At 45.0% G+C, this 17,033-nt stretch carries 21 protein-coding genes; 8 read left to right on the top strand and 13 right to left on the bottom strand.

Going from position 1 to position 17,033, the window contains the following annotated elements; all coding sequences use genetic code 11:
• Positions 1-171: 171 nt before the first annotated feature.
• From MUK70_RS14430 to MUK70_RS14440, 3 genes are all read right to left on the bottom strand, one after another.
• A complete protein-coding gene (locus MUK70_RS14430; RefSeq protein WP_234608150.1) occupies positions 172-1,200 on the bottom strand; it encodes a FecR family protein in 1,029 nt (342 codons plus the stop codon).
• Between the two features lie 17 nt (positions 1,201-1,217).
• Positions 1,218-1,772: an RNA polymerase sigma factor gene (locus MUK70_RS14435; RefSeq protein WP_234608149.1), complete on the bottom strand. Its 555-nt coding sequence runs from the start codon at positions 1,770-1,772 to the stop codon at positions 1,218-1,220.
• A gap of 321 nt (positions 1,773-2,093) precedes the next feature.
• Positions 2,094-3,569, bottom strand: a complete 1,476-nt coding sequence (locus MUK70_RS14440) for a tannase/feruloyl esterase family alpha/beta hydrolase (protein WP_234653186.1) — start codon at positions 3,567-3,569, stop codon at positions 2,094-2,096.
• A 211-nt stretch (positions 3,570-3,780) separates the two neighbouring features.
• Here MUK70_RS14440 and MUK70_RS14445 point away from each other — a divergent pair, with 211 nt between their 5' ends.
• Positions 3,781-4,209 (top strand): helix-turn-helix domain-containing protein, encoded by a 429-nt coding sequence (locus tag MUK70_RS14445; protein WP_234653188.1) that lies wholly within the window; start codon positions 3,781-3,783, stop codon positions 4,207-4,209.
• A gap of 73 nt (positions 4,210-4,282) precedes the next feature.
• On the opposite strand, the gene MUK70_RS14450 is transcribed toward MUK70_RS14445, so the two are convergent.
• Complete coding sequence (locus tag MUK70_RS14450; protein WP_234608146.1) at positions 4,283-4,702, bottom strand: winged helix-turn-helix transcriptional regulator; 420 nt, start codon at positions 4,700-4,702, stop codon at positions 4,283-4,285.
• A 102-nt stretch (positions 4,703-4,804) separates the two neighbouring features.
• Here MUK70_RS14450 and MUK70_RS14455 point away from each other — a divergent pair, with 102 nt between their 5' ends.
• Positions 4,805-5,548, top strand: coding sequence for an SDR family oxidoreductase (locus MUK70_RS14455; RefSeq protein ID WP_234653190.1), 744 nt, complete (start codon positions 4,805-4,807; stop codon positions 5,546-5,548).
• 354 nt (positions 5,549-5,902) lie between these two features.
• Here MUK70_RS14455 and MUK70_RS14460 read toward each other — a convergent pair whose 3' ends face one another.
• The 6 genes from MUK70_RS14460 to MUK70_RS14485 are packed head-to-tail and all read right to left on the bottom strand — an operon-like array spanning position 5,903 to position 9,940.
• Complete coding sequence (locus tag MUK70_RS14460; RefSeq protein ID WP_234653192.1) at positions 5,903-6,652, bottom strand: metallophosphoesterase family protein; 750 nt, start codon at positions 6,650-6,652, stop codon at positions 5,903-5,905.
• A complete protein-coding gene (locus MUK70_RS14465) occupies positions 6,649-7,425 on the bottom strand; it encodes a metallophosphoesterase family protein (protein ID WP_234653193.1) in 777 nt (258 codons plus the stop codon). The genes MUK70_RS14460 and MUK70_RS14465 overlap by 4 nt, the downstream gene beginning before the upstream one ends.
• Positions 7,426-7,436: 11 nt before the next feature.
• The gene (gene arsB / locus MUK70_RS14470; protein ID WP_234653195.1) at positions 7,437-8,501 is read right to left on the bottom strand and encodes an ACR3 family arsenite efflux transporter; all 1,065 of its coding nucleotides are present in this window, start codon (positions 8,499-8,501) and stop codon (positions 7,437-7,439) included.
• Positions 8,498-8,950: an arsenic resistance N-acetyltransferase ArsN2 gene (arsN2, locus tag MUK70_RS14475; RefSeq protein WP_234653197.1), complete on the bottom strand. Its 453-nt coding sequence runs from the start codon at positions 8,948-8,950 to the stop codon at positions 8,498-8,500. Before arsN2 ends, arsB begins: the two co-directional genes overlap by 4 nt.
• 13 nt (positions 8,951-8,963) lie before the next feature.
• Positions 8,964-9,551 (bottom strand): DUF6428 family protein, encoded by a 588-nt coding sequence (locus MUK70_RS14480; protein ID WP_234653199.1) that lies wholly within the window; start codon positions 9,549-9,551, stop codon positions 8,964-8,966.
• Positions 9,552-9,607: 56 nt separating this feature from the next.
• The gene (locus MUK70_RS14485; protein WP_234606563.1) at positions 9,608-9,940 is read right to left on the bottom strand and encodes an ArsR/SmtB family transcription factor; all 333 of its coding nucleotides are present in this window, start codon (positions 9,938-9,940) and stop codon (positions 9,608-9,610) included.
• Positions 9,941-10,082: 142 nt separating this feature from the next.
• On the opposite strand from MUK70_RS14485, the gene MUK70_RS14490 reads away from it, so the two are divergent.
• Complete coding sequence (locus MUK70_RS14490) at positions 10,083-10,760, top strand: low molecular weight phosphatase family protein (RefSeq protein ID WP_234653201.1); 678 nt, start codon at positions 10,083-10,085, stop codon at positions 10,758-10,760.
• 13 nt (positions 10,761-10,773) lie between these two features.
• Here MUK70_RS14490 and MUK70_RS14495 read toward each other — a convergent pair whose 3' ends face one another.
• From MUK70_RS14495 to MUK70_RS14505, 3 genes are all read right to left on the bottom strand, one after another.
• A complete protein-coding gene (locus MUK70_RS14495) occupies positions 10,774-11,457 on the bottom strand; it encodes a DUF2490 domain-containing protein (RefSeq protein WP_234653203.1) in 684 nt (227 codons plus the stop codon).
• A complete protein-coding gene (locus tag MUK70_RS14500) occupies positions 11,457-12,047 on the bottom strand; it encodes a hypothetical protein (protein ID WP_234653205.1) in 591 nt (196 codons plus the stop codon). The genes MUK70_RS14495 and MUK70_RS14500 overlap by 1 nt, the downstream gene beginning before the upstream one ends.
• Before the next feature lie 95 nt (positions 12,048-12,142).
• On the bottom strand, positions 12,143-12,895 hold the full coding sequence (locus tag MUK70_RS14505) for a TerC family protein (protein WP_234653206.1): 753 nt from the start codon (positions 12,893-12,895) through the stop codon (positions 12,143-12,145).
• A gap of 680 nt (positions 12,896-13,575) precedes the next feature.
• On the opposite strand from MUK70_RS14505, the gene MUK70_RS14510 reads away from it, so the two are divergent.
• The 5 genes from MUK70_RS14510 (at position 13,576) to MUK70_RS14530 (ending at position 17,014) form a co-directional block, all read left to right on the top strand.
• On the top strand, positions 13,576-13,971 hold the full coding sequence (locus MUK70_RS14510) for a Kelch repeat-containing protein (protein ID WP_234653208.1): 396 nt from the start codon (positions 13,576-13,578) through the stop codon (positions 13,969-13,971).
• 113 nt (positions 13,972-14,084) lie between these two features.
• Complete coding sequence (locus MUK70_RS14515; protein WP_244784842.1) at positions 14,085-14,342, top strand: DUF4270 domain-containing protein; 258 nt, start codon at positions 14,085-14,087, stop codon at positions 14,340-14,342.
• Between the two features lie 63 nt (positions 14,343-14,405).
• A complete protein-coding gene (locus MUK70_RS14520) occupies positions 14,406-15,431 on the top strand; it encodes a DUF4270 family protein (protein ID WP_244784844.1) in 1,026 nt (341 codons plus the stop codon).
• 201 nt (positions 15,432-15,632) lie between these two features.
• Positions 15,633-16,673, top strand: coding sequence for a Kelch repeat-containing protein (locus tag MUK70_RS14525; protein ID WP_234653212.1), 1,041 nt, complete (start codon positions 15,633-15,635; stop codon positions 16,671-16,673).
• Complete coding sequence (locus MUK70_RS14530) at positions 16,670-17,014, top strand: DUF4907 domain-containing protein (protein ID WP_234653213.1); 345 nt, start codon at positions 16,670-16,672, stop codon at positions 17,012-17,014. Before MUK70_RS14525 ends, MUK70_RS14530 begins: the two co-directional genes overlap by 4 nt.
• The last annotated feature ends 19 nt before the right edge of the window (positions 17,015-17,033 follow it).

Here is a 17,033-nt window from a genome sequence, read left to right on the forward strand (position 1 = left end):
TTGCATAATTTTAAATGTTTTTGAATTGTTACAGACTCATGAACACTGGTGTTCTCGACAGAATTGGCGTTCTGAGAGGACCACTACTAAGCCAATAATGCTCGCAACATTGTTGGCTTTTTCTTTTGAATACCGGTTTCTACATAGGCAGGTATTTTGGTGTTTGTGCGGCTATTTTTTACAGCCGTCGCCTTTGATAAAAAAAGTAGTTCCCCGCAACTCATAACTGGCATTTACCGATTTGCAAATGAACCGGAGCTGTGTGTGCAGCGGGAGACCGGTGAGGTCGCCGGTGAAAATGCAATCGTTCAATGTTGATTTTTCGACGACGATCTCCACGCCAAAGGCCTTTTGAATGACTGACAAAACCTCCTGTAAGGTCGATTCTTCAAAAACGAATTCCAGTTTTTTCTCCTGTAAATCCTGCAATACAGGTGCTTCTACAAGTTCCGGCACCAGTTTTTTGGATTCTTTGTCAAAAGTGATTTTCTGATTTGGCCTCAAAATCACGCCATTGCGGTTTTGGGGCGCCTTTTGTTTGTTTTCGTAAACTGATACCCTGCCGCTAACTACCTTCACTTCGATGATTTTGGAGTCTTTGTAAGATTTCACGTTAAATGTTGTCCCTAATACCTGCGTTACCAGCTCACCGGTATACACGAAAAACGGGCGGCTGGAATCCTTCTTAACCTCGAAAAATGCTTCTCCTTCCAATTCGACCTGGCGCTTTTTATTGTCGAAATGTCTGGAGTATTTCAGGCTGCTCTCCGGGGTCAATGTGACGATCGTGCCGTCTTCCAGGGATAATGTTTTAGGTTTCCCGGTGGTATTGTAAACCTCTGCATAATCTTCCAATGCTAAATCGGCGTCAGACGAAGATATTTTGGAAATGATATTTTGATTTAGTTTACTGATCGAGTCCGGCACGAATATCGCCAGGCCTGACACCAGGATAATCGTCGCCGCCACCGCCAGCCACCGCCAGCCTATTCTCTTCAACATGGGGCTCTTGCCAAGTACGGAGCTGGATATACGTTTCCACATCCTGCGTTCTACAACGATTTGCTCGGATCGGCTGATCGTCATCGTTCCGTTTGCAAAAGCCGTTTCAGACCATTCCAAAATCTGTTTTTCTTCTTCCGGGTCGCATTCCCCGGAGAGATATTTTTGTAATAATATATCGAAATCGTGTTGATTCATTATGTGTTTCTCGATTCTTAGTTATCTGAATTGTAATATTTCAAATGGTCTTTCAGGACTTTCAGCGATTGGGTAATGTGGTACTCGACCCCTTTTTCGGTCAGGCTGAGTTTTTCGGCAATGTCCTTCACCGACTGGTTTTCGAAGCGGCTCAAACGGAACACCTGAGAGGTTTTTTCGGGCAACTTTTTCATGACTTCCTCCACAGCCCTCGATAAATCCGAAAAGTTGACGATTTCGTCAGTGCCGTAGGATTGCTGGATCTCGTGAAAGATCAGGTACTCCTGGTATTTTCTCTGTGTGATCGCAGATTTGATGTAATTCATGACCCGGTGCTTCATTGAAACGATCAGGTAAGCACGCAAATGTTTGATCAGCGATTCCTCTCTTTTGTACCAAAGGTTTTCAAATACATCCTGGACGAGCTCTTCGGCTTCTTCTTTGGTCCCGGTTTCCTGGTAAGCAATGGTATACAAGCGATACCAGTATCGAAGATAAATCTCCTCAAAGGATTTCTCATTCCCTTTCCGGAGCGATTCCACTAGTTGTTCATCGGTAAAACGTTTGTACATAGAAATAGAAAATGCTAAGATGCTCTAAAGGCAACTGAGAAGGAAAAACCCCTAGACGTATTTTAGAAAAATTTTGAATAATTTTTAAAACAAGAAATTTTATTCGGGAAAAATGGTTTGGGCTAGAAGAAGCATTGGGGTTACAGGGGATTGCCTAACATCAAAACAGCGCACGGATTGATATGCAATCTTTTGCGCTTTTATTTTTAGACGTGTGTCAATGCTGCGCTTATGGCAGAAGAGATAGCACAACCTAGTCGGGGGAAATCGAATTTTTTGGGAAAAGCAGCATATAGTTGCCAAACTTTACGGCAACACCTCCTACTCCTTCGGATAAGCAAAAATAGCCTTGGTAGCAACCTTTCCCCCAGCCTCTTTGGAAGCAACGATCTGATCCGGCACTTTTGACTTTTCTACCCAGTCGATGATGAGGCTGACCCAATCTACTTTGTCGCAGCCTGGGCCGCCGCCGCAGTGCAAAACGCCCGGGAGAAGGAACAGTCTTGCAAAAGATTGTGCGTCTTGGTCGGTTTTTAAAATGCCATTGTAATGCTCAATGGTTGCGTTTGCCGAGAGTGCGGCGTCATTCCATCCGTGGAAAAAGATGATTTTGCCATTTCGTTTTTTGAACTCGCTGTAATCAGTACGGGTGGCATCCAGATAGGATGAGGCATATGCCGTTTCCGCTGCGAAATTTTTGTAGTTGTACTTTGTATAATCAAAGGTTGAATCGTTGAAGATAAAATACTTGAAAATGTTGGTAGAAAACATATAATGCAGGCTGGGCTCTTTTTGCTGGGCGGAAACTGGCGCGGTAATCCAGGGGTCCCAGGAACCGCCTTCGGCTTCTCCGCCAAATGGAAAACCTGGATAAATCTGTTTGCCATTGGCGACCAAAGGACTGTAAATAGACTTGATAGCAGCGAGCTGGGCTTTTGTAAGACATGCGTTTCCCGGTTTTTCGTTCGCACAAACCGGTAATTTAGAAAAATCGAACTTGCATTTACCCGGGTTGTTGATGATCCCGTCACCTGCCCCATCAAGTTGGTCGCATTGTTTCAGAACTTCCTTCTGTAAAAGTTTGAGATTGTCGGTTGTGATAACCGGACTCAGCTCTTTTGAGTTGGGATAATTGAGTTGGCTGTGGCGCAAAAACTTGGCAGCGATTGCCGGCCATGCAAATGCGGGTGCCCCGGCCACGATCCCGTCAAAATCTTCGGGATAATATTGGGCCTCCACCATCGCCTGTCCGCCCCCACGCGAGCAACCTACAAAATACGATTTGGAAGGTGCTGCACAATAATAATTTTGCATAATGGCTTTTGAAACCACGGCGGTACGATGGATGGCAAGCCGCCCGAAGTTGAGCTGTCGTTCCATGTTGTTGTACGCCCATTTAGCATCGTCGCCTCCTTCGTGACCTGTGTCAGTGCCCGCCGTTGCAAATCCTTCGTCTACTTTTGACTTAAAATCATTTTGAATGCTTCCCACAAAACCGCCTCCTCCCGACATCAGAAAACGCGTATTACTTTCATCCGGTAACAGTATCTCAAAATTGATTTCCCGGCTTATCCTGCCCAGTACGCGACAGAAAGGCTTCCTGATGACGATAGTTCCGCGCCATGGCTCGTTCGGATTTTTAATCGTATCCCCGGCATTGGACTCGGCGACCAGAATTGTAACATCCGGAAGTTTCAGGTTTTTTAAATCCGCGCAGGGCATACAAGGTTTTACAGTTTGCGCCGAAACAAGGCCGACAAACAAAATGAAGGCGACGGAAACGTAAAATTTTCTCATATAGGAAATGTTTTAAGGCCGGGATGCATTTCGTTAATAAAGCAGGATAAATCGACTTTATAACTATTCACCATTTGGTTGAGCTGGCAAAACAGCTTTCCGTCCTCCCCGCTTTCCCTAACCTGTAACTTACATCGCCAGGCCGTAAAATATCCGGGAACTTCCCGGCAGATTTACATAAATTGCCTTTTTAACCAAACACCCTTTCCACATGGCACATACTACCACCAATCCGAAGATCCACGAAGGCCGTAATCTCAAACGATTTCGGGAGATGCTCGCGATCAAACAAGATTATCTCGCATTTGAGCTTGGCGAAGACTGGAACCAGCAAAAAATTTCCCTGCTCGAACAAAAAGAAACGATTGATTCTGACATTTTGGAGCAAGTTGCGGCTATTTTGAAAATACCAGCTGAGGCGATTCGGAATTTTGATGAGAATCAAGCGATTAATATTATCACGAATACCTACCATGACTTTAAGGATAATGCATTCGTCAATAATGGAAATACTCCGACTTTCTATGTAAATCCAATCGAAGAAATCAGAAAGTTACACGACGAAAAAATGGACCTTTATGAGCGGATGTTGAAGGAGAAGGATGGAATGATGGCGCGGTTGGAACGGTTGATTGGGTGAGGTGAATCAATCTCACCTCTTCAAAATAAATAATTACAAAACGCTCGCAATCTTACGGGCTGGCATCCCTGCCTTAATTTAACCCGTAAGATTGCCTTTCGCTTCTTAATTTATCCTGCAGCTCGGCAATCGCTTTCTTTTTGTTCTGCTTAATCTGGGCAAGCAATGGCTTGGGGCCGCCATCCGGGTTGTACCGGGAACCCCAGTCAAGAACCTCCACCATGACCGGCACCAGCTCGATGCCCTTGTCAGTGATCAGATACAGGAATTTCGACGCGTTTTTCGGCGAAACTACCTTAGAAACAATTCCCTCATCCACCAGCGTGTTCAGCTTTTCGGTCAATACGGCCGAAGATATTTTCTCGGCCGATGCCCGAAACTCCAGAAAGGAGTTTTTGCCGTTGAACATTAAGTCCCGCAAGATCAGCAGCATCCACTTATCTCCGAAAATTTCCACCGAAAAATTGATGGGACATGTTGATCGTCTCTCCATTGTTTTCATAATATCACCAATAAAAGCAGTTTGTTTTTTAAACTGCTTTTTAATAAATTTGCAGTTCATAAAACAGACTGCAAAAATAGCTAAAATTTAATTATGGACTTCACAAGCAAAAACGTCATTATCACAGGCGGAACAACAGGAATAGGACTGGCAACAGCAAAAGCATTCATCAACGCAGGTGCAAATGTGTGGATTACAGGAAGAAGTGCCGACAATCTACAAAAGGCAAGCGCGGAAATAAACAGCTCAAAACTGACCACTGTTGTATCGGATACGTCAAAACTCGCAGACATTTCGGTTCTGGAACAAGCATTTGCGCAAAGCGGGAATAAACTGGATGTTCTCTTCCTGAATGCAGCAATTGGCGTATTTGAGCCGATAGAAAACGTCACAGAGGCAAATTTTGACGCTCAGTTCACCACCAATGTAAAAGGGCATTTTTTCACGCTGCAAAAATTACTTCCGCATCTGGCAGATGGAGCATCCGTAATATTCACTTCTTCATCGGCTGCTACTGCTGCAACCCTGGGAACGAGCGTATATTCTGCAACCAAGGGTGCGTTAAATAAAATTGCCCAAATCGCGGCTAATGAGCTGGCAGCACGGAAAATCCGCGTAAACCTCATTAGTCCGGGACCAATTGCGACGCCGGGTCTGGATAGCGTCTTACCCCCGGAAGCACAAGCTTTCCTGGCTACCACCACGGCATTGCAAAGGCTTGGACAACCCGATGAAATTGCAAAAACAGTGTTGTTTCTGGCTTCTGATGCCGCAAGCTTTATTTCAGGGACAGAGGTTGTAGCAGATGGTGGTTACCACACCTATGCATTGAAATGACGGCCAGGCCGTACAGGCTCCGACCCGGCTAAATCTTTAAAGACGTAGTAATCAACATTAATTTAAAGCCTTCGGGTGCCAGAGGATTTCAAAAACTTCAATCGGTTCAGAGGAAGCGCACTTTAAGATCGCATACCAGTTGTATCATTGATTTAGTTATGACATAGTTAAAGCAGCTATTTTCTCTAAATCAGGAAGCAATTGGCCCGACATTGTTCCGTTGCGGGTACGGTAGCCCTTCAGCTTGCGCTGAAGGGCTTTTATTGCGCTCAACAAATTGGTAAATGCTTGCACCTTCCTGTGGCACTACCTTCACTGATAGAACATTGTACCACCACGTTTATTTGGATCAGGTTAATATGCTTTCCTTAGGTTATCTGCCAATGCGTCAGGAAGCAAGCTGAGCTCTACGGCCTGCGCTGCTTTTTCGACATCGTATTTCACCCTGATAAATTCAACCCGAACAGCATCCTTAGACTTAATGCTTGCCATTTGGTCAATCATGATAAGTACATAACAAGCGCGCACATCGCCATCTTTGGGTTTACCGACAGAACCTGTATTAACCAGGTGATGAAAATGGTCAATGCCATTCTCACCCGAATTAATAACACGGTGATAAGGCCTGTGAGAGTGCCCAAAGCAAAGGATATCGGCTTTAAATTCCTTGACCAGTTCGAGCATGTATTGTTCTGGCAGCTCCTGCAACAGATATTCGTTAATCCTCCGCGGGCTTCCATGGACCAGCAACATGTGGAGCGGCTGATCATTAAGTTGAAATTCCAACCTGAGATGCCTCGGCAGTGTTAACAAAAAATCCCTTTCCTTGTTTCCGACCAGTTTATAGGCATAATCGCTGTTTTCTTCCTTGCTGCACTCCCCTACTGATGGAAGTATTTTCGAAACTTTCAGGTCGTGGTTTCCTGCAATAGTCGCAATACCATGCTTTCGAACTAAGCTGATTACCTGATTAGGCCATACATTGTAGCCGACCAGATCACCCAGGCAGTAAACTGCATCAGGCTGTTGTTTTTCCAGATCTTCTAACACCGCCTCAAAAGCGGGAAGGTTTGCATGGATATCAGATAGTAGTGCTATTTTCATTTTGCCAGGCGCAATGATTCCGCATATGCATTGGGAAGGATGCTGTTTTCGACGGCCTGCGCCGCTTTTTCAACATCATATTCAAAGCGTATAAATTCTACCGTAATACTGTTTTTACTTGATGTTGAAGCCTCCGCGTTGATGTGCAGGCTAACATAACCGCCTCTCGGATCTCCATCTTTTGGTTTACCTACTGATCCAATGTTGATCGCGTGGCGGAAATGAGCTGTGCCGTCGGCCTGTGCAGAGTCCAGAATTCTGTGATAAGGTTTGTGCGTATGGCCGAAAAGCATTACATCCGCATTAGCCTGCTCCATAATCCGCAGCATGCTTTTTTCGTCGCGGTCTTCAAACAAGTATTCGTTGATCCGGCGCGGGCTACCATGCACCAGCAGCACCGAAAGTGGTTTGTCATTTAATTGGAAATCCAACCGGATGTGTGCCGGCAGCGTACGAAGGTAAGCCCGCTGCTCGTCTTTGATTATTTCATTGGTATAAGCAATCGATACTTTGCCATTTTCTTTTTCATCGTCCGTTTTGTAAGCGCATCCGCAATCGTCGCTGCTTCTTCCTATTCCGAAGTCGTAATTGCCGGCAATGGTAGGGATTCCCCGCTTTCTAATCTGATCTATGACTTCATTAGGCCAAATGTTATAACCTACCAGATCACCCAAACAATAAATAGCGTCCGTATCTCTGGTTTCAACATCTTTGAAAAACGCTTCCAGGGCGGGAAGGTTGGCGTGAATGTCGGAAAAAAGGGCAATTCTCATTTAATACGTGATTAATTGGAAAATTTGTGCTGTTGTTTGAGTGCAAAATTGACCATCAGGATCAACACCGGCACTTCGATCAGCGGGCCGATCACCGCAGCGAATGCAGCTCCGGAGTCAATCCCGAATACGGCGATAGCGACCGCAATCCCAAGCTCAAAATTGTTACCTGCGGCAGTGAATGCCAAAGAAGTTGATTTGGCATAATCCGCACCTGCACGCTTGGACAAATAGAAAGCCGAGAAAAACATGATTGCAAAATAGATTGTCAGCGGAAGCGCAATGCGCAGGACGTCAAACGGGATACTCACAATCAGCTGCCCTTTCAAACTGAACATGACCACAATTGTAAAGAGCAAAGCAATTAATGTGATCGGGCTGATGGCCGGAAGGAATTTTTGCTCATACCATTCCTTGCTAAATAGCCTGCTTAATACAATCCTGGAAATGATTCCGGCCAGAAATGGAATGCCCAGATAGATAAAAACACTTTGGGCGACCTGGCCAATCGTAATATTTACATCAAAACCCTTTAGTCCAAAAAGCGGTGGCAAGACCGTTACAAACACATAGGCATATACCGAATAAAACAACACCTGAAAAATGCTGTTGAATGCAACGAGACCGGCCGCATATAGGCGGTCACCATTCGCCAGGTCATTCCAGACAATAACCATCGCAATGCAGCGCGCAATGCCGATCATGATCAGTCCGGTCATATATTCTGGCTTATCCGGCAAAAAAATTACCGCCAGGCCAAACATAAGCAGCGGCCCGATAATCCAGTTTTGAAGCAGGGAAAGCCCCAGGATTTTAGTGTTGTTAAACACTTTTGGCAGCTCTGCATAACGGACTTTGGCCAAAGGCGGGTACATCATCAGCACCAAGCCAATGGCTAGTGGAACATTCACGGCCGCCGCACCGGCGCCCGGCGCACCGGTGGATCCAGAATTAAATTGATTGATAAAGTCAGGCGTCCCGGGTAAAAAATAACCGATTGAAACACCGATCAGCATGGCTAAAAAGATCCATAGGGTTAGATAGCGGTCTAAAAAAGAAAGACGTGGGTTATTCATGCGGTTTGATGCTTTATATTCCTTTTCATGACAACAGCTGATGAAGGGCAAAGGCCGCTGAATTGCCTGGTTTGCTGAATTGCTTCCGGAACCTGCTGACGGTCAACGGCTATGAATCCGTAACGGTCAAAATAATGATCGGCTGTGGTTGTGATCAGATAAACGGCTTCCAATTTCTGCTTGTCAGCGTTATTGAGAAGCCGCTCGACCATGTGGCCTGCAATGCCCTGGCCTTGATGAGCAGGACTGACAGCGACTGAGCGCAGCAAGCCAACCGACCCAAACCGTTCCAGACCGGCGACACCAACAAGTACCTCACCCTCTTTGGCCAAAAGGAAATTGGGCAGGCTATCTGGCAGGTCTTCGGTAAGAAGGTCAGCTTCTTTGAGCAAACGGATCACCAACTCTTTTTCTTCCGGCCTTGCGTCATCAATTTGTAGTGTCATCATGTATTTGATTTAATTAGCAGCATCCAGAGCCAGGCTGGCAGCTGGCTCCATCCGAAGCAACTAATTCCAGCTCTTGTTTTGCAGGGGCAGGCGCGCAGCATGAAGCTTCTGCCATTGATGTGCCGCAGCTTTGGTTGCGTGTGAGCGCCTTGCATTGGGTGAAATCGGGAACCAGGTTAACTGTGAATGCTTCACCATCGGCAATAAATTCGCCTGGATACATTTGGCGCGTATCAAACTTTGAATTGCCAAATTCGATCTTAACGGTTGCATTTGGATTCAAAGGCAATGTTTTTTCAACCAGGTTCACGATTTTAAGTGCCTTACCCACTTTCATGGAGCGGTCGACTTCCTTCACCCAAGGCTCCCAGAGTTGGACAATAACTTCTGTCCAGCTGTTCATTTGCCCGCCGCAGTCTACCGATACAATCGGGGCTTGTTTGATTTCGGTGATGTGGTAAGAACTATCAACAAACCTGCCTTCTTCGTATTGGAATTGAAGGTGTAAATCTGGATTTTGTTCGAGGGTGTTTTTGAAATCACCCCAGGTCATCGGCCCCCGGGTCATAGGGCCGCGGGCGGCAGGATTCGATTGGCTCATGGTTTCTATTGTTTAAATGTAATATTACGATTGATTTTATCAAAAAAATACCCCGCCTAGTTACAGCAGGATGCGGTAAGTGTAAAAGTCTCCAGCAGCGCTCCAAAAGATTTTTGTGCTTCCTCCCATACGACCGGGTTAATGCAATAGCAAACCCGCGGTGGATTGATTTCACCGTGAATGATCCCAATCCGTTTCAGCTCTTTTAAATGCTGGGACACGGTGGCCTGGGCAAGTTCGAGCTCATCGACCAGGTCTCCACATACACAGGACTTCCGGGCGATCAGCAATTGCAAAATCGCAACCCTGGCCGGGTGCGAGAACGCTTTGGCCAGATCCGCAATACGGTTTTGCTGCTCAGTGAATATTTCAGTTTTTGTAACTCCCATGCTGCAAATATAACGGTCAATTTATTAATTGCAATATTACGATAAATATTTTTTTGTGTGATAAAATCTATCGTATCTTTACGATCAAGTTTTCAACTCTAACTGACCTTGATAGAACATGAACCTGATCAACTTGATAATTATGACCTTGATCTCTACTGCTGCTACTATGCCAACTTCTGATCCCGAAGAAAAGAAAGCCCTTAATCCAAAGCTGTCCGCTTACATTGACACCATTAAAGAAGACTTCTCAAAAATACCCCAAGACCGGGTAGAAGCGCTTGACAAGATTGCTGCATTTATCCAAAATCAAGTTAAAGCTTCTCAGCCTGTACAGCTTACCTACATCTGTACCCACAATTCCAGACGCAGCCACTTCGGGCAAATCTGGGGAGCAACTGCTGCTGCTTACTATAACATACCCCATGTAAAAACATATTCTGGCGGCACAGAGGCCAGCGCGTTCAATGAAAGGGCTGTCGCTGCTTGCGAGAGGGCAGGTTTTGATATCACAAAAACATCAGAAGGCAAAAATCCAGTCTATGCTGTGAGCTACGGGGCGGGAACTGAACCATTGAAAGCATTCTCAAAAAAGTATGATGACGCCAGCAATCCCCAAAGCAATTTCTGCGCAGTCATGACATGCTCACAGGCTGATGAAGCTTGCCCGGTTGTAAAAGGTGCCACTGCGCGGGTTGCTGTTCCTTATAATGACCCGAAAGCGTTTGATGGTACCGCGCAAGAAACGGCAAAGTACGACGAGCGCTGCAAACAGATCGCAACAGAAACACTGTATGTTTTTTCAAAAGTGAAAATCTAGTCGTTTAAATGTGTCAGATACTGACGAACCAAGCAATTGTCAACCAGTATTGATGCGCTTTTACCGGAGCATTAAATTCATTCACGCGGTATTCCAGGCCAAGCTCGATCTTGTTATTATCGGAAGCATTATATCCCAAGGCAAGTAGTCCGCGTATTTCTAAATCTGGATCGCTGTCTGAAAAAATGCCCAGATATTCATTATTTGCTTTTCCATAAAATTCCTTAGGGTCGACTTGCTGACCGTTCAGGGGCAATTCCAACCCCAATCGGTATCGCAGGCGGAATTCCGCAGCATTATCAGGACTGAAAGTCTCATCAGCCACTATGCGGTGTGCAACACTGAGCACCTCCAAGTTTTTTACATGATTAAACTGCTGTATGAAACGATGTGTAAACCGGCCGTCTTCCAACCTGACCAGATAACCGCCACCGACCGTATTGTCGGCGGACACTTTTTTGGTCAGTATAAAGTTTAGATCTGTTCTTTCGTAATCAAACCGATGACTGGCTAGCACTTCCGGCTTTTTGCTGGAAAATATTTGCCGGGTTTCCAGCTTCGTATTTAACTTCCAGGTCTCAGCTATTTTGACATTAACATTGATTTGAGAAAGCGTCCCTGCCCTGTAATTGGCTTGACTTAGTGCCGTAACGGGAATTATGACATATAACAAACCAGTTAGAAAAAATTTATACATCAGTACATTAAGTTATCAGTATTACGCTGCACAATCTCGCTAATACGCACAATCGTTCCATCACTTTCAGCGAGCACTTCAAAATAGGTTTCGATTTTATCCCGATAACCTTTTACGACTAGCTCGTACCTGATCAGGACATCATTCACAGCCCTATCCTGGTTCAGGGACTCTTTCAGGGCTTGGGCGGACCCGCTCCAATGAATCTGGGTTTTGTCAATCTTGTAGCGCGAAAATACTTTGCTCAGTGTATCTTCTAAATTTGTCCGGCCTTTTGCATTCATTTTACTGATGCCCGATAATATTTCAACATCCTGAATATTTCCCGCTTCATCGAATTCAATGCTAAACCGTTTCCCCGAAGATTTCAGCTTTGCTTCTATGGTTTTTCCGGTAAGGCTTTCTTCCCGGTACCAATGAATTTTAGGTTTTTTAAAAACCGAAGTAACAAACTCCATTGCCTTTTGGGGAACAGCATCCGGCTTGATGCTATATTCCCGCTCATATTTTTTTTGAGCCAGACAGGGCGTCCATAGCAACCATGCAATCAGGCCAAAAAGTAATTTTAAGAAGCTTTTTTTTAAAGTCATCAGAGCTTGGGATAAATGTATTCAGCCTTATATTTTCATACCAAAGAGAAATCAATGGGGCTCAATATCTTTTTCACTACAATATGGGTAATGTTTTAGGGTAGCAGGCGATCTTCTCCTTGCTGGTAATGTTCGTGGGTTTTTACAGGAGCATTTTTGGATTTATTCATGCGCATCTGGAACACATCCACCAACAGTGAAAACGCCATAGAGAAGTAAATGTAGCCCTTTGGAATTTCAAGTCCGAAGCCCTCGCTGACCAGAGAAAAGCCAATCAGTAACAAAAATGACAAAGCGAGCATTTTGAATGCCGGATGCCGGTTTACAAAATTACTGATCGTTTCGGCAGCCACCAGCATTAATATCACCGTTGCAATAACTGCCACATACATTACCCAGACTTCCTTTACCATTCCAATAGCGGTGATGATCGAATCGATGGAAAAAACCATATCCATGATCAGTATTTGCGTGAGAACCTGCCCAAATGAGGAAGCTTTTATCTGTTTACTCTGGTCGCCCTCCTCCCCTTCCATTTTGTGGTAAATCTCAGTCGCACTTTTGTAGAGCAGAAACAAACCTCCCGCGAGCAGAACAAGTTCTTTCCCCGAGAAGCCTTCACCAAAAACCACAAACAGGTCTTTATCCAGCTTCATAATAAGGGAAATGAGCAGCAGGAGGCCAATGCGCATAACACCGGCAAGTATCAGGCCGTATTGCCTGGCTTTCTTCTGCTGATCTGCCGGAAGCTTCGCTGCGATAATTGATATAAAAATGACGTTATCAATGCCAAGAACCGCTTCCAAAGCGACCAGCGACAAGAGTGACACGATGATTTCGAATTCCATAAGAATTTGCTGATTAAGTTTTTATTATAAGGACTAGCACCGTGTTAACGCTCCGTTCTAAATGATTTGACTTTGGCATGCCAGTACATTATTTCAATATAAATTTCTTTCCAAAGCTATTTTCTGTAAATTTACAACTGTAAAAATAAAAATGCAACAAATTGCTTGCCTCATTCCTCAGCTGCGGTTCAGGAGCGCCTTTTTGTGCATCGATTCTGGTCAGAGATCCAAAAGAGTTCTTGAATTTAAGATAAACAATACGCTTCTGCCCTCCTCAATTCCTTAAATATTTAGAATCGACCTGGATATTTTCGCAGACATCTCCTTCCTGAAACAAGTATTGACCCTTCCCTGATTTTTTTGGTGTCAGATATGCTTTTGTAATCTGCTCCACTGATTCCAAACAATGGAACCCTCTCACCAAACCTCTGGAAAAACACTTTTTACATCAGCTGTTGCCTTCAGACAAACAGTTCAAACAACGATTTGAAGTTATCCAATTTTAAGGGCACAACCATTTCGAAAGGAATATGGAGCGTGCGTCTACATATAATCGGTATATATCGACACTTTTTATCAGTTCTCCCGAAAGCAGGAGTATCTGTAAATATTGCGGCCAAATGATAAAGCACAATGTTCACAACTCAACGCCTTTTTAGTTTTCAATCAGTAATGTCCTAATGAATAATTTCATTACAAAATCATCATTGCTCCTACTTGTGGCATCTATTGCCATCAGGTTGTCGAGCTGTGAAAGTGATTATGTGAACTTAAAACGGAAGCAGTTCGAAAAAGAGCTTATCGGCTTGAACCGAAAGAACCTAGTGAGCTTCATGATTGGGGATATCGAATACATTGTTGCAAAAAATCCCAATAAAACGATCGCAAACAAGACACATTTATGGGCTTATAATACCAAAACGAAGATCTGGTCGCAGATGGCGGATTCTCCGGAAGCCAGTCAGATCGACACTAACTTATCCATCCCGGATGTCAAGCATAATGGCGCAAACGGGAAAGGAGGATCTGCCGATTGGAAGTATGATCCCACCAGCAATAGCTGGAAGAAAATGTAATCGAACCCTGCACTCCACACCATAAATTCATTTAAAATCACTCAATATCCTGGTAATTAATGAAAATCAATAGTTGTTTTTACAAAAGATTTTATACAAATCTTGGGCTCAATATGATATTATGCTTACATCTTTTGCTTACTTCTTGCCAATGGGGTGATGACATTCAAGCCCTTGAACAACCGAATCTCGACGATTACTCAGTGCAATTTTCAGATACATTAACGGTTCAGCTTTCAACCGTCGGGTCTGACTCGTTGATGACCGGCGGACCATCGAGAATGCTGTTCGGAAATTATACCGATCCTTATTTCGGGACAGTGCAGTGCGCGCGACCAGTTTTTTCCAGCCCACAACAGACGGAGGAATAAGTATTGCCAACGACGCAGAATATGATTCACTGATCCTCTCGCTGCCATACGACCGATATAACTATGGTGATACTACCCGGGTCATTAAACCTAACCGTCCACCGGCTCCTGAAAGACATTCTTGACAAATCTTCCTATTGGAGCGGCAACGCTACCGAATATGAGGTGGTGAACATCGGGAAAACCAAGTTTGTCCCCAGGCCTTACACCACCGATCTCCTGAAAATCAAGCTATCGGACCAGATTGGCAAACAGGTCTTTGATTTGGCTAAGGAAAACTTGCTGTCTTCCAATACGGACTGGATCAACATCGTAAAAGGCCTGGTTATTATACCAGGGAAAACTGACAATGGTGCAATACTTGGATTTAAGATCGGAGGCGATAGCTGCTCTGTACAATTGCATTACCATACACCACTTGTAAGCGGATACCAAAAGGACTCGGCGATATTCAAAGTCACTGCGAGCTATAATCAGATTCAAGGAAACTATGCGGGTTCACAGCTAGCCAAGATGCCTGCAAATAAACATATAGCGTTACCATCGGCCCAGTCTGGCAACCTGGCTTTTCTACAGGCAGGCATGGGCAACATGATCCGGGTTGATTTACCATTTCTCAAACATTACAAATCACTAAAAAATACCGCTGTCAATCGTGCATACCTGAGGATAAGGCCTTTTCGTCCGTCAGTCACCAATGCTTTGAGGGTTCCCCAGGCACTATATGTATACCGCTGTGATAAAAACAACCAGTTTTATGTGTCCGGGGACGGAACGCCTCTCCCATTATATTATCTGGCAGCGGCGAGCCAGGCAACCGGGGTTTCGAGCAGGTATATTTATGATTATGTTGCTAATGACGAATATTACCTGCTCGATCTCACTGCATATGCGACAGAAATGATTGCTTCGGAGACAGACGACGTCGGCGGGCTCATCATACGCAGCGGGCCGTTTAGCTCCAGTTCATCCTATCGCGATGCAGACACAGAGTTCAGCAAGAGCGTCGACCGGCTTGTCGTTGCTAATCAGCACCATTCGCAACCCGGCGTAAAACTGGAATTTTACTACACCTACATCAAGCAATAACAGGCTCCGCACATTGACCCAACAGAACTAACACGATGCCGACCCATTTTTCGAGGTTCTGATGCTCGGCTTTAACGACGTAAAGAGTCGATTTCTATACAGAAAACTGCTTTTTATCTACACAATTCATCGGCGGGTACCGCTGGAAAGTATTGTTTGGTAGCGATCCATTATTCGTAATAATTCACAAAACTATTTTTTATGTTCAGTACATTAAGAAAGATTTCTTTGACCCTTCTGGCCGCATCAATGGCATTCACGCTACCCAGCTGTGAGAACGATGACGTCGACCTGCAAGGTAACTGGTTCAGAAAGGGCCTTCCCAGTTTTGGAGGCTCAATTCGCACGAACGCAGTAAGCTTCGTGATTGGTGATATCGGCTACATTGGCACGGGTTATACCAATGAAACAGTTGCGAGAGTGAAGGATTTCTGGGCTTACAACACCAAGACAAAAATCTGGTCACAGGTTGCGGATTTTCCGGGGACTGGCCGCAATAATGCCACTGCATTTGTCCTGAAAGGCAAAGGTTATGTAGGGACAGGTTATGACTACATCCTGACCGATAACAACGGATACAAAAAAGACTTTTACCAATACGACCCCGTGGGCAACAAGTGGTCCAAAAAAGCTGATTTCGCAGGAGGAACCCGTCAATTTTCCACTTCTTTCGTTGTGAATGATCGTGCGTTTGTTGGCCTGGGATACAATGGAACAAATACATTCCAGGATTTCTACGAATACGACCCTACTGGCGACAAATGGGTTGAAATGGCAACATTTATAGGCGGGAAACGTACGGGAGCAATCACATTTACGATTGATAACACTGCATACGTCGGTTTCGGAAGAAGTAACTCAGGAACCCAGAGCAAAGATTTCTACAGTTTTGACCCATCAGGAGGCGACGGTAAGGGAGCCTGGACGCGCATTGAGTTTGAAGACGACTTCGACGAGGACGACTTCCCGGCGCGCGCCTTCGGACTGGCTATGGTCATTAATAGCAAAGCATACATTGTAGGCGGTGAAGGAAGGTCCGATGTTTGGGAGTATGACGCCCGGACAAATGACTGGACTGAGAGAGCGTCATTTCCCGGATCAGCGCGCGGGTATGCAGGAGGCTTCGTTGTGGGCAGTATCGGTTATTTTGGAACAGGCAGCTCCAATGGCACCGGCGGTGGAACCGATGATTTTTGGGGGTTTGACCCTACTCAGGAAACTGACGATGACGACGATATATGAAAAAGAAAAATTTCATTGATCTGGCCATCAGCATATTTGCCCTGACAGCCATTTACGCTTTATTCTCTCAAAATGAAGATAAAAGCCATATCATGAGCCCCTCCCAATTCAGCACAGAGGCTTTTGAAACGGATCGCGGATGGGGTTACCGGATTCGCCAGGATACGACAACTGTCATTGAACAACGATCCGTTCTGCATATTGCAGGAAACCAGGGCTTTCAGACAAAGCAGCAAGCATTGGTGACTGCACAGCTCGTGAAACACAAACTCGACCATGGCATTTTCCCTCCCGTCCTCAGCCGGCAAGAGCTGGACAGTCTTGGGATCAGGAATCAGTAGATTTTAAATCAAGCATACA

It is taken from the genome of Dyadobacter chenwenxiniae (assembly GCF_022869785.1).
Classification (GTDB): Bacteria; Bacteroidota; Bacteroidia; order Cytophagales; family Spirosomataceae; genus Dyadobacter; species Dyadobacter chenwenxiniae.

What these genes read in the sequence shown, in the direction of transcription:
- MUK70_RS14495 (WP_234653203.1), bottom strand. Translation starts at nt 11,457, where the DNA reads ATGTATAAATTTTTTCTAACTGGTTTGTTATATGTCATAATTCCCGTT.
- arsN2 (WP_234653197.1), bottom strand. Translation starts at nt 8,950, where the DNA reads ATGATGACACTACAAATTGATGACGCAAGGCCGGAAGAAAAAGAGTTG.
- MUK70_RS14480 (WP_234653199.1), bottom strand. Translation starts at nt 9,551, where the DNA reads ATGAGCCAATCGAATCCTGCCGCCCGCGGCCCTATGACCCGGGGGCCG.
- MUK70_RS14485 (WP_234606563.1), bottom strand. Translation starts at nt 9,940, where the DNA reads ATGGGAGTTACAAAAACTGAAATATTCACTGAGCAGCAAAACCGTATT.
- MUK70_RS14520 (WP_244784844.1), top strand. Translation starts at nt 14,406, where the DNA reads ATGGTGATACTACCCGGGTCATTAAACCTAACCGTCCACCGGCTCCTG.
- MUK70_RS14505 (WP_234653206.1), bottom strand. Translation starts at nt 12,895, where the DNA reads ATGGAATTCGAAATCATCGTGTCACTCTTGTCGCTGGTCGCTTTGGAA.
- MUK70_RS14435 (WP_234608149.1), bottom strand. Translation starts at nt 1,772, where the DNA reads ATGTACAAACGTTTTACCGATGAACAACTAGTGGAATCGCTCCGGAAA.
- MUK70_RS14430 (WP_234608150.1), bottom strand. Translation starts at nt 1,200, where the DNA reads ATGAATCAACACGATTTCGATATATTATTACAAAAATATCTCTCCGGG.
- MUK70_RS14440 (WP_234653186.1), bottom strand. Translation starts at nt 3,569, where the DNA reads ATGAGAAAATTTTACGTTTCCGTCGCCTTCATTTTGTTTGTCGGCCTT.
- MUK70_RS14490 (WP_234653201.1), top strand. Translation starts at nt 10,083, where the DNA reads ATGACCTTGATCTCTACTGCTGCTACTATGCCAACTTCTGATCCCGAA.
- MUK70_RS14510 (WP_234653208.1), top strand. Translation starts at nt 13,576, where the DNA reads ATGAATAATTTCATTACAAAATCATCATTGCTCCTACTTGTGGCATCT.
- MUK70_RS14445 (WP_234653188.1), top strand. Translation starts at nt 3,781, where the DNA reads ATGGCACATACTACCACCAATCCGAAGATCCACGAAGGCCGTAATCTC.
- MUK70_RS14515 (WP_244784842.1), top strand. Translation starts at nt 14,085, where the DNA reads ATGATATTATGCTTACATCTTTTGCTTACTTCTTGCCAATGGGGTGAT.
- MUK70_RS14460 (WP_234653192.1), bottom strand. Translation starts at nt 6,652, where the DNA reads ATGAAAATAGCACTACTATCTGATATCCATGCAAACCTTCCCGCTTTT.
- MUK70_RS14465 (WP_234653193.1), bottom strand. Translation starts at nt 7,425, where the DNA reads ATGAGAATTGCCCTTTTTTCCGACATTCACGCCAACCTTCCCGCCCTG.
- MUK70_RS14530 (WP_234653213.1), top strand. Translation starts at nt 16,670, where the DNA reads ATGAAAAAGAAAAATTTCATTGATCTGGCCATCAGCATATTTGCCCTG.
- arsB (WP_234653195.1), bottom strand. Translation starts at nt 8,501, where the DNA reads ATGAATAACCCACGTCTTTCTTTTTTAGACCGCTATCTAACCCTATGG.
- MUK70_RS14455 (WP_234653190.1), top strand. Translation starts at nt 4,805, where the DNA reads ATGGACTTCACAAGCAAAAACGTCATTATCACAGGCGGAACAACAGGA.
- MUK70_RS14500 (WP_234653205.1), bottom strand. Translation starts at nt 12,047, where the DNA reads ATGACTTTAAAAAAAAGCTTCTTAAAATTACTTTTTGGCCTGATTGCA.
- MUK70_RS14450 (WP_234608146.1), bottom strand. Translation starts at nt 4,702, where the DNA reads ATGGAGAGACGATCAACATGTCCCATCAATTTTTCGGTGGAAATTTTC.
- MUK70_RS14525 (WP_234653212.1), top strand. Translation starts at nt 15,633, where the DNA reads ATGTTCAGTACATTAAGAAAGATTTCTTTGACCCTTCTGGCCGCATCA.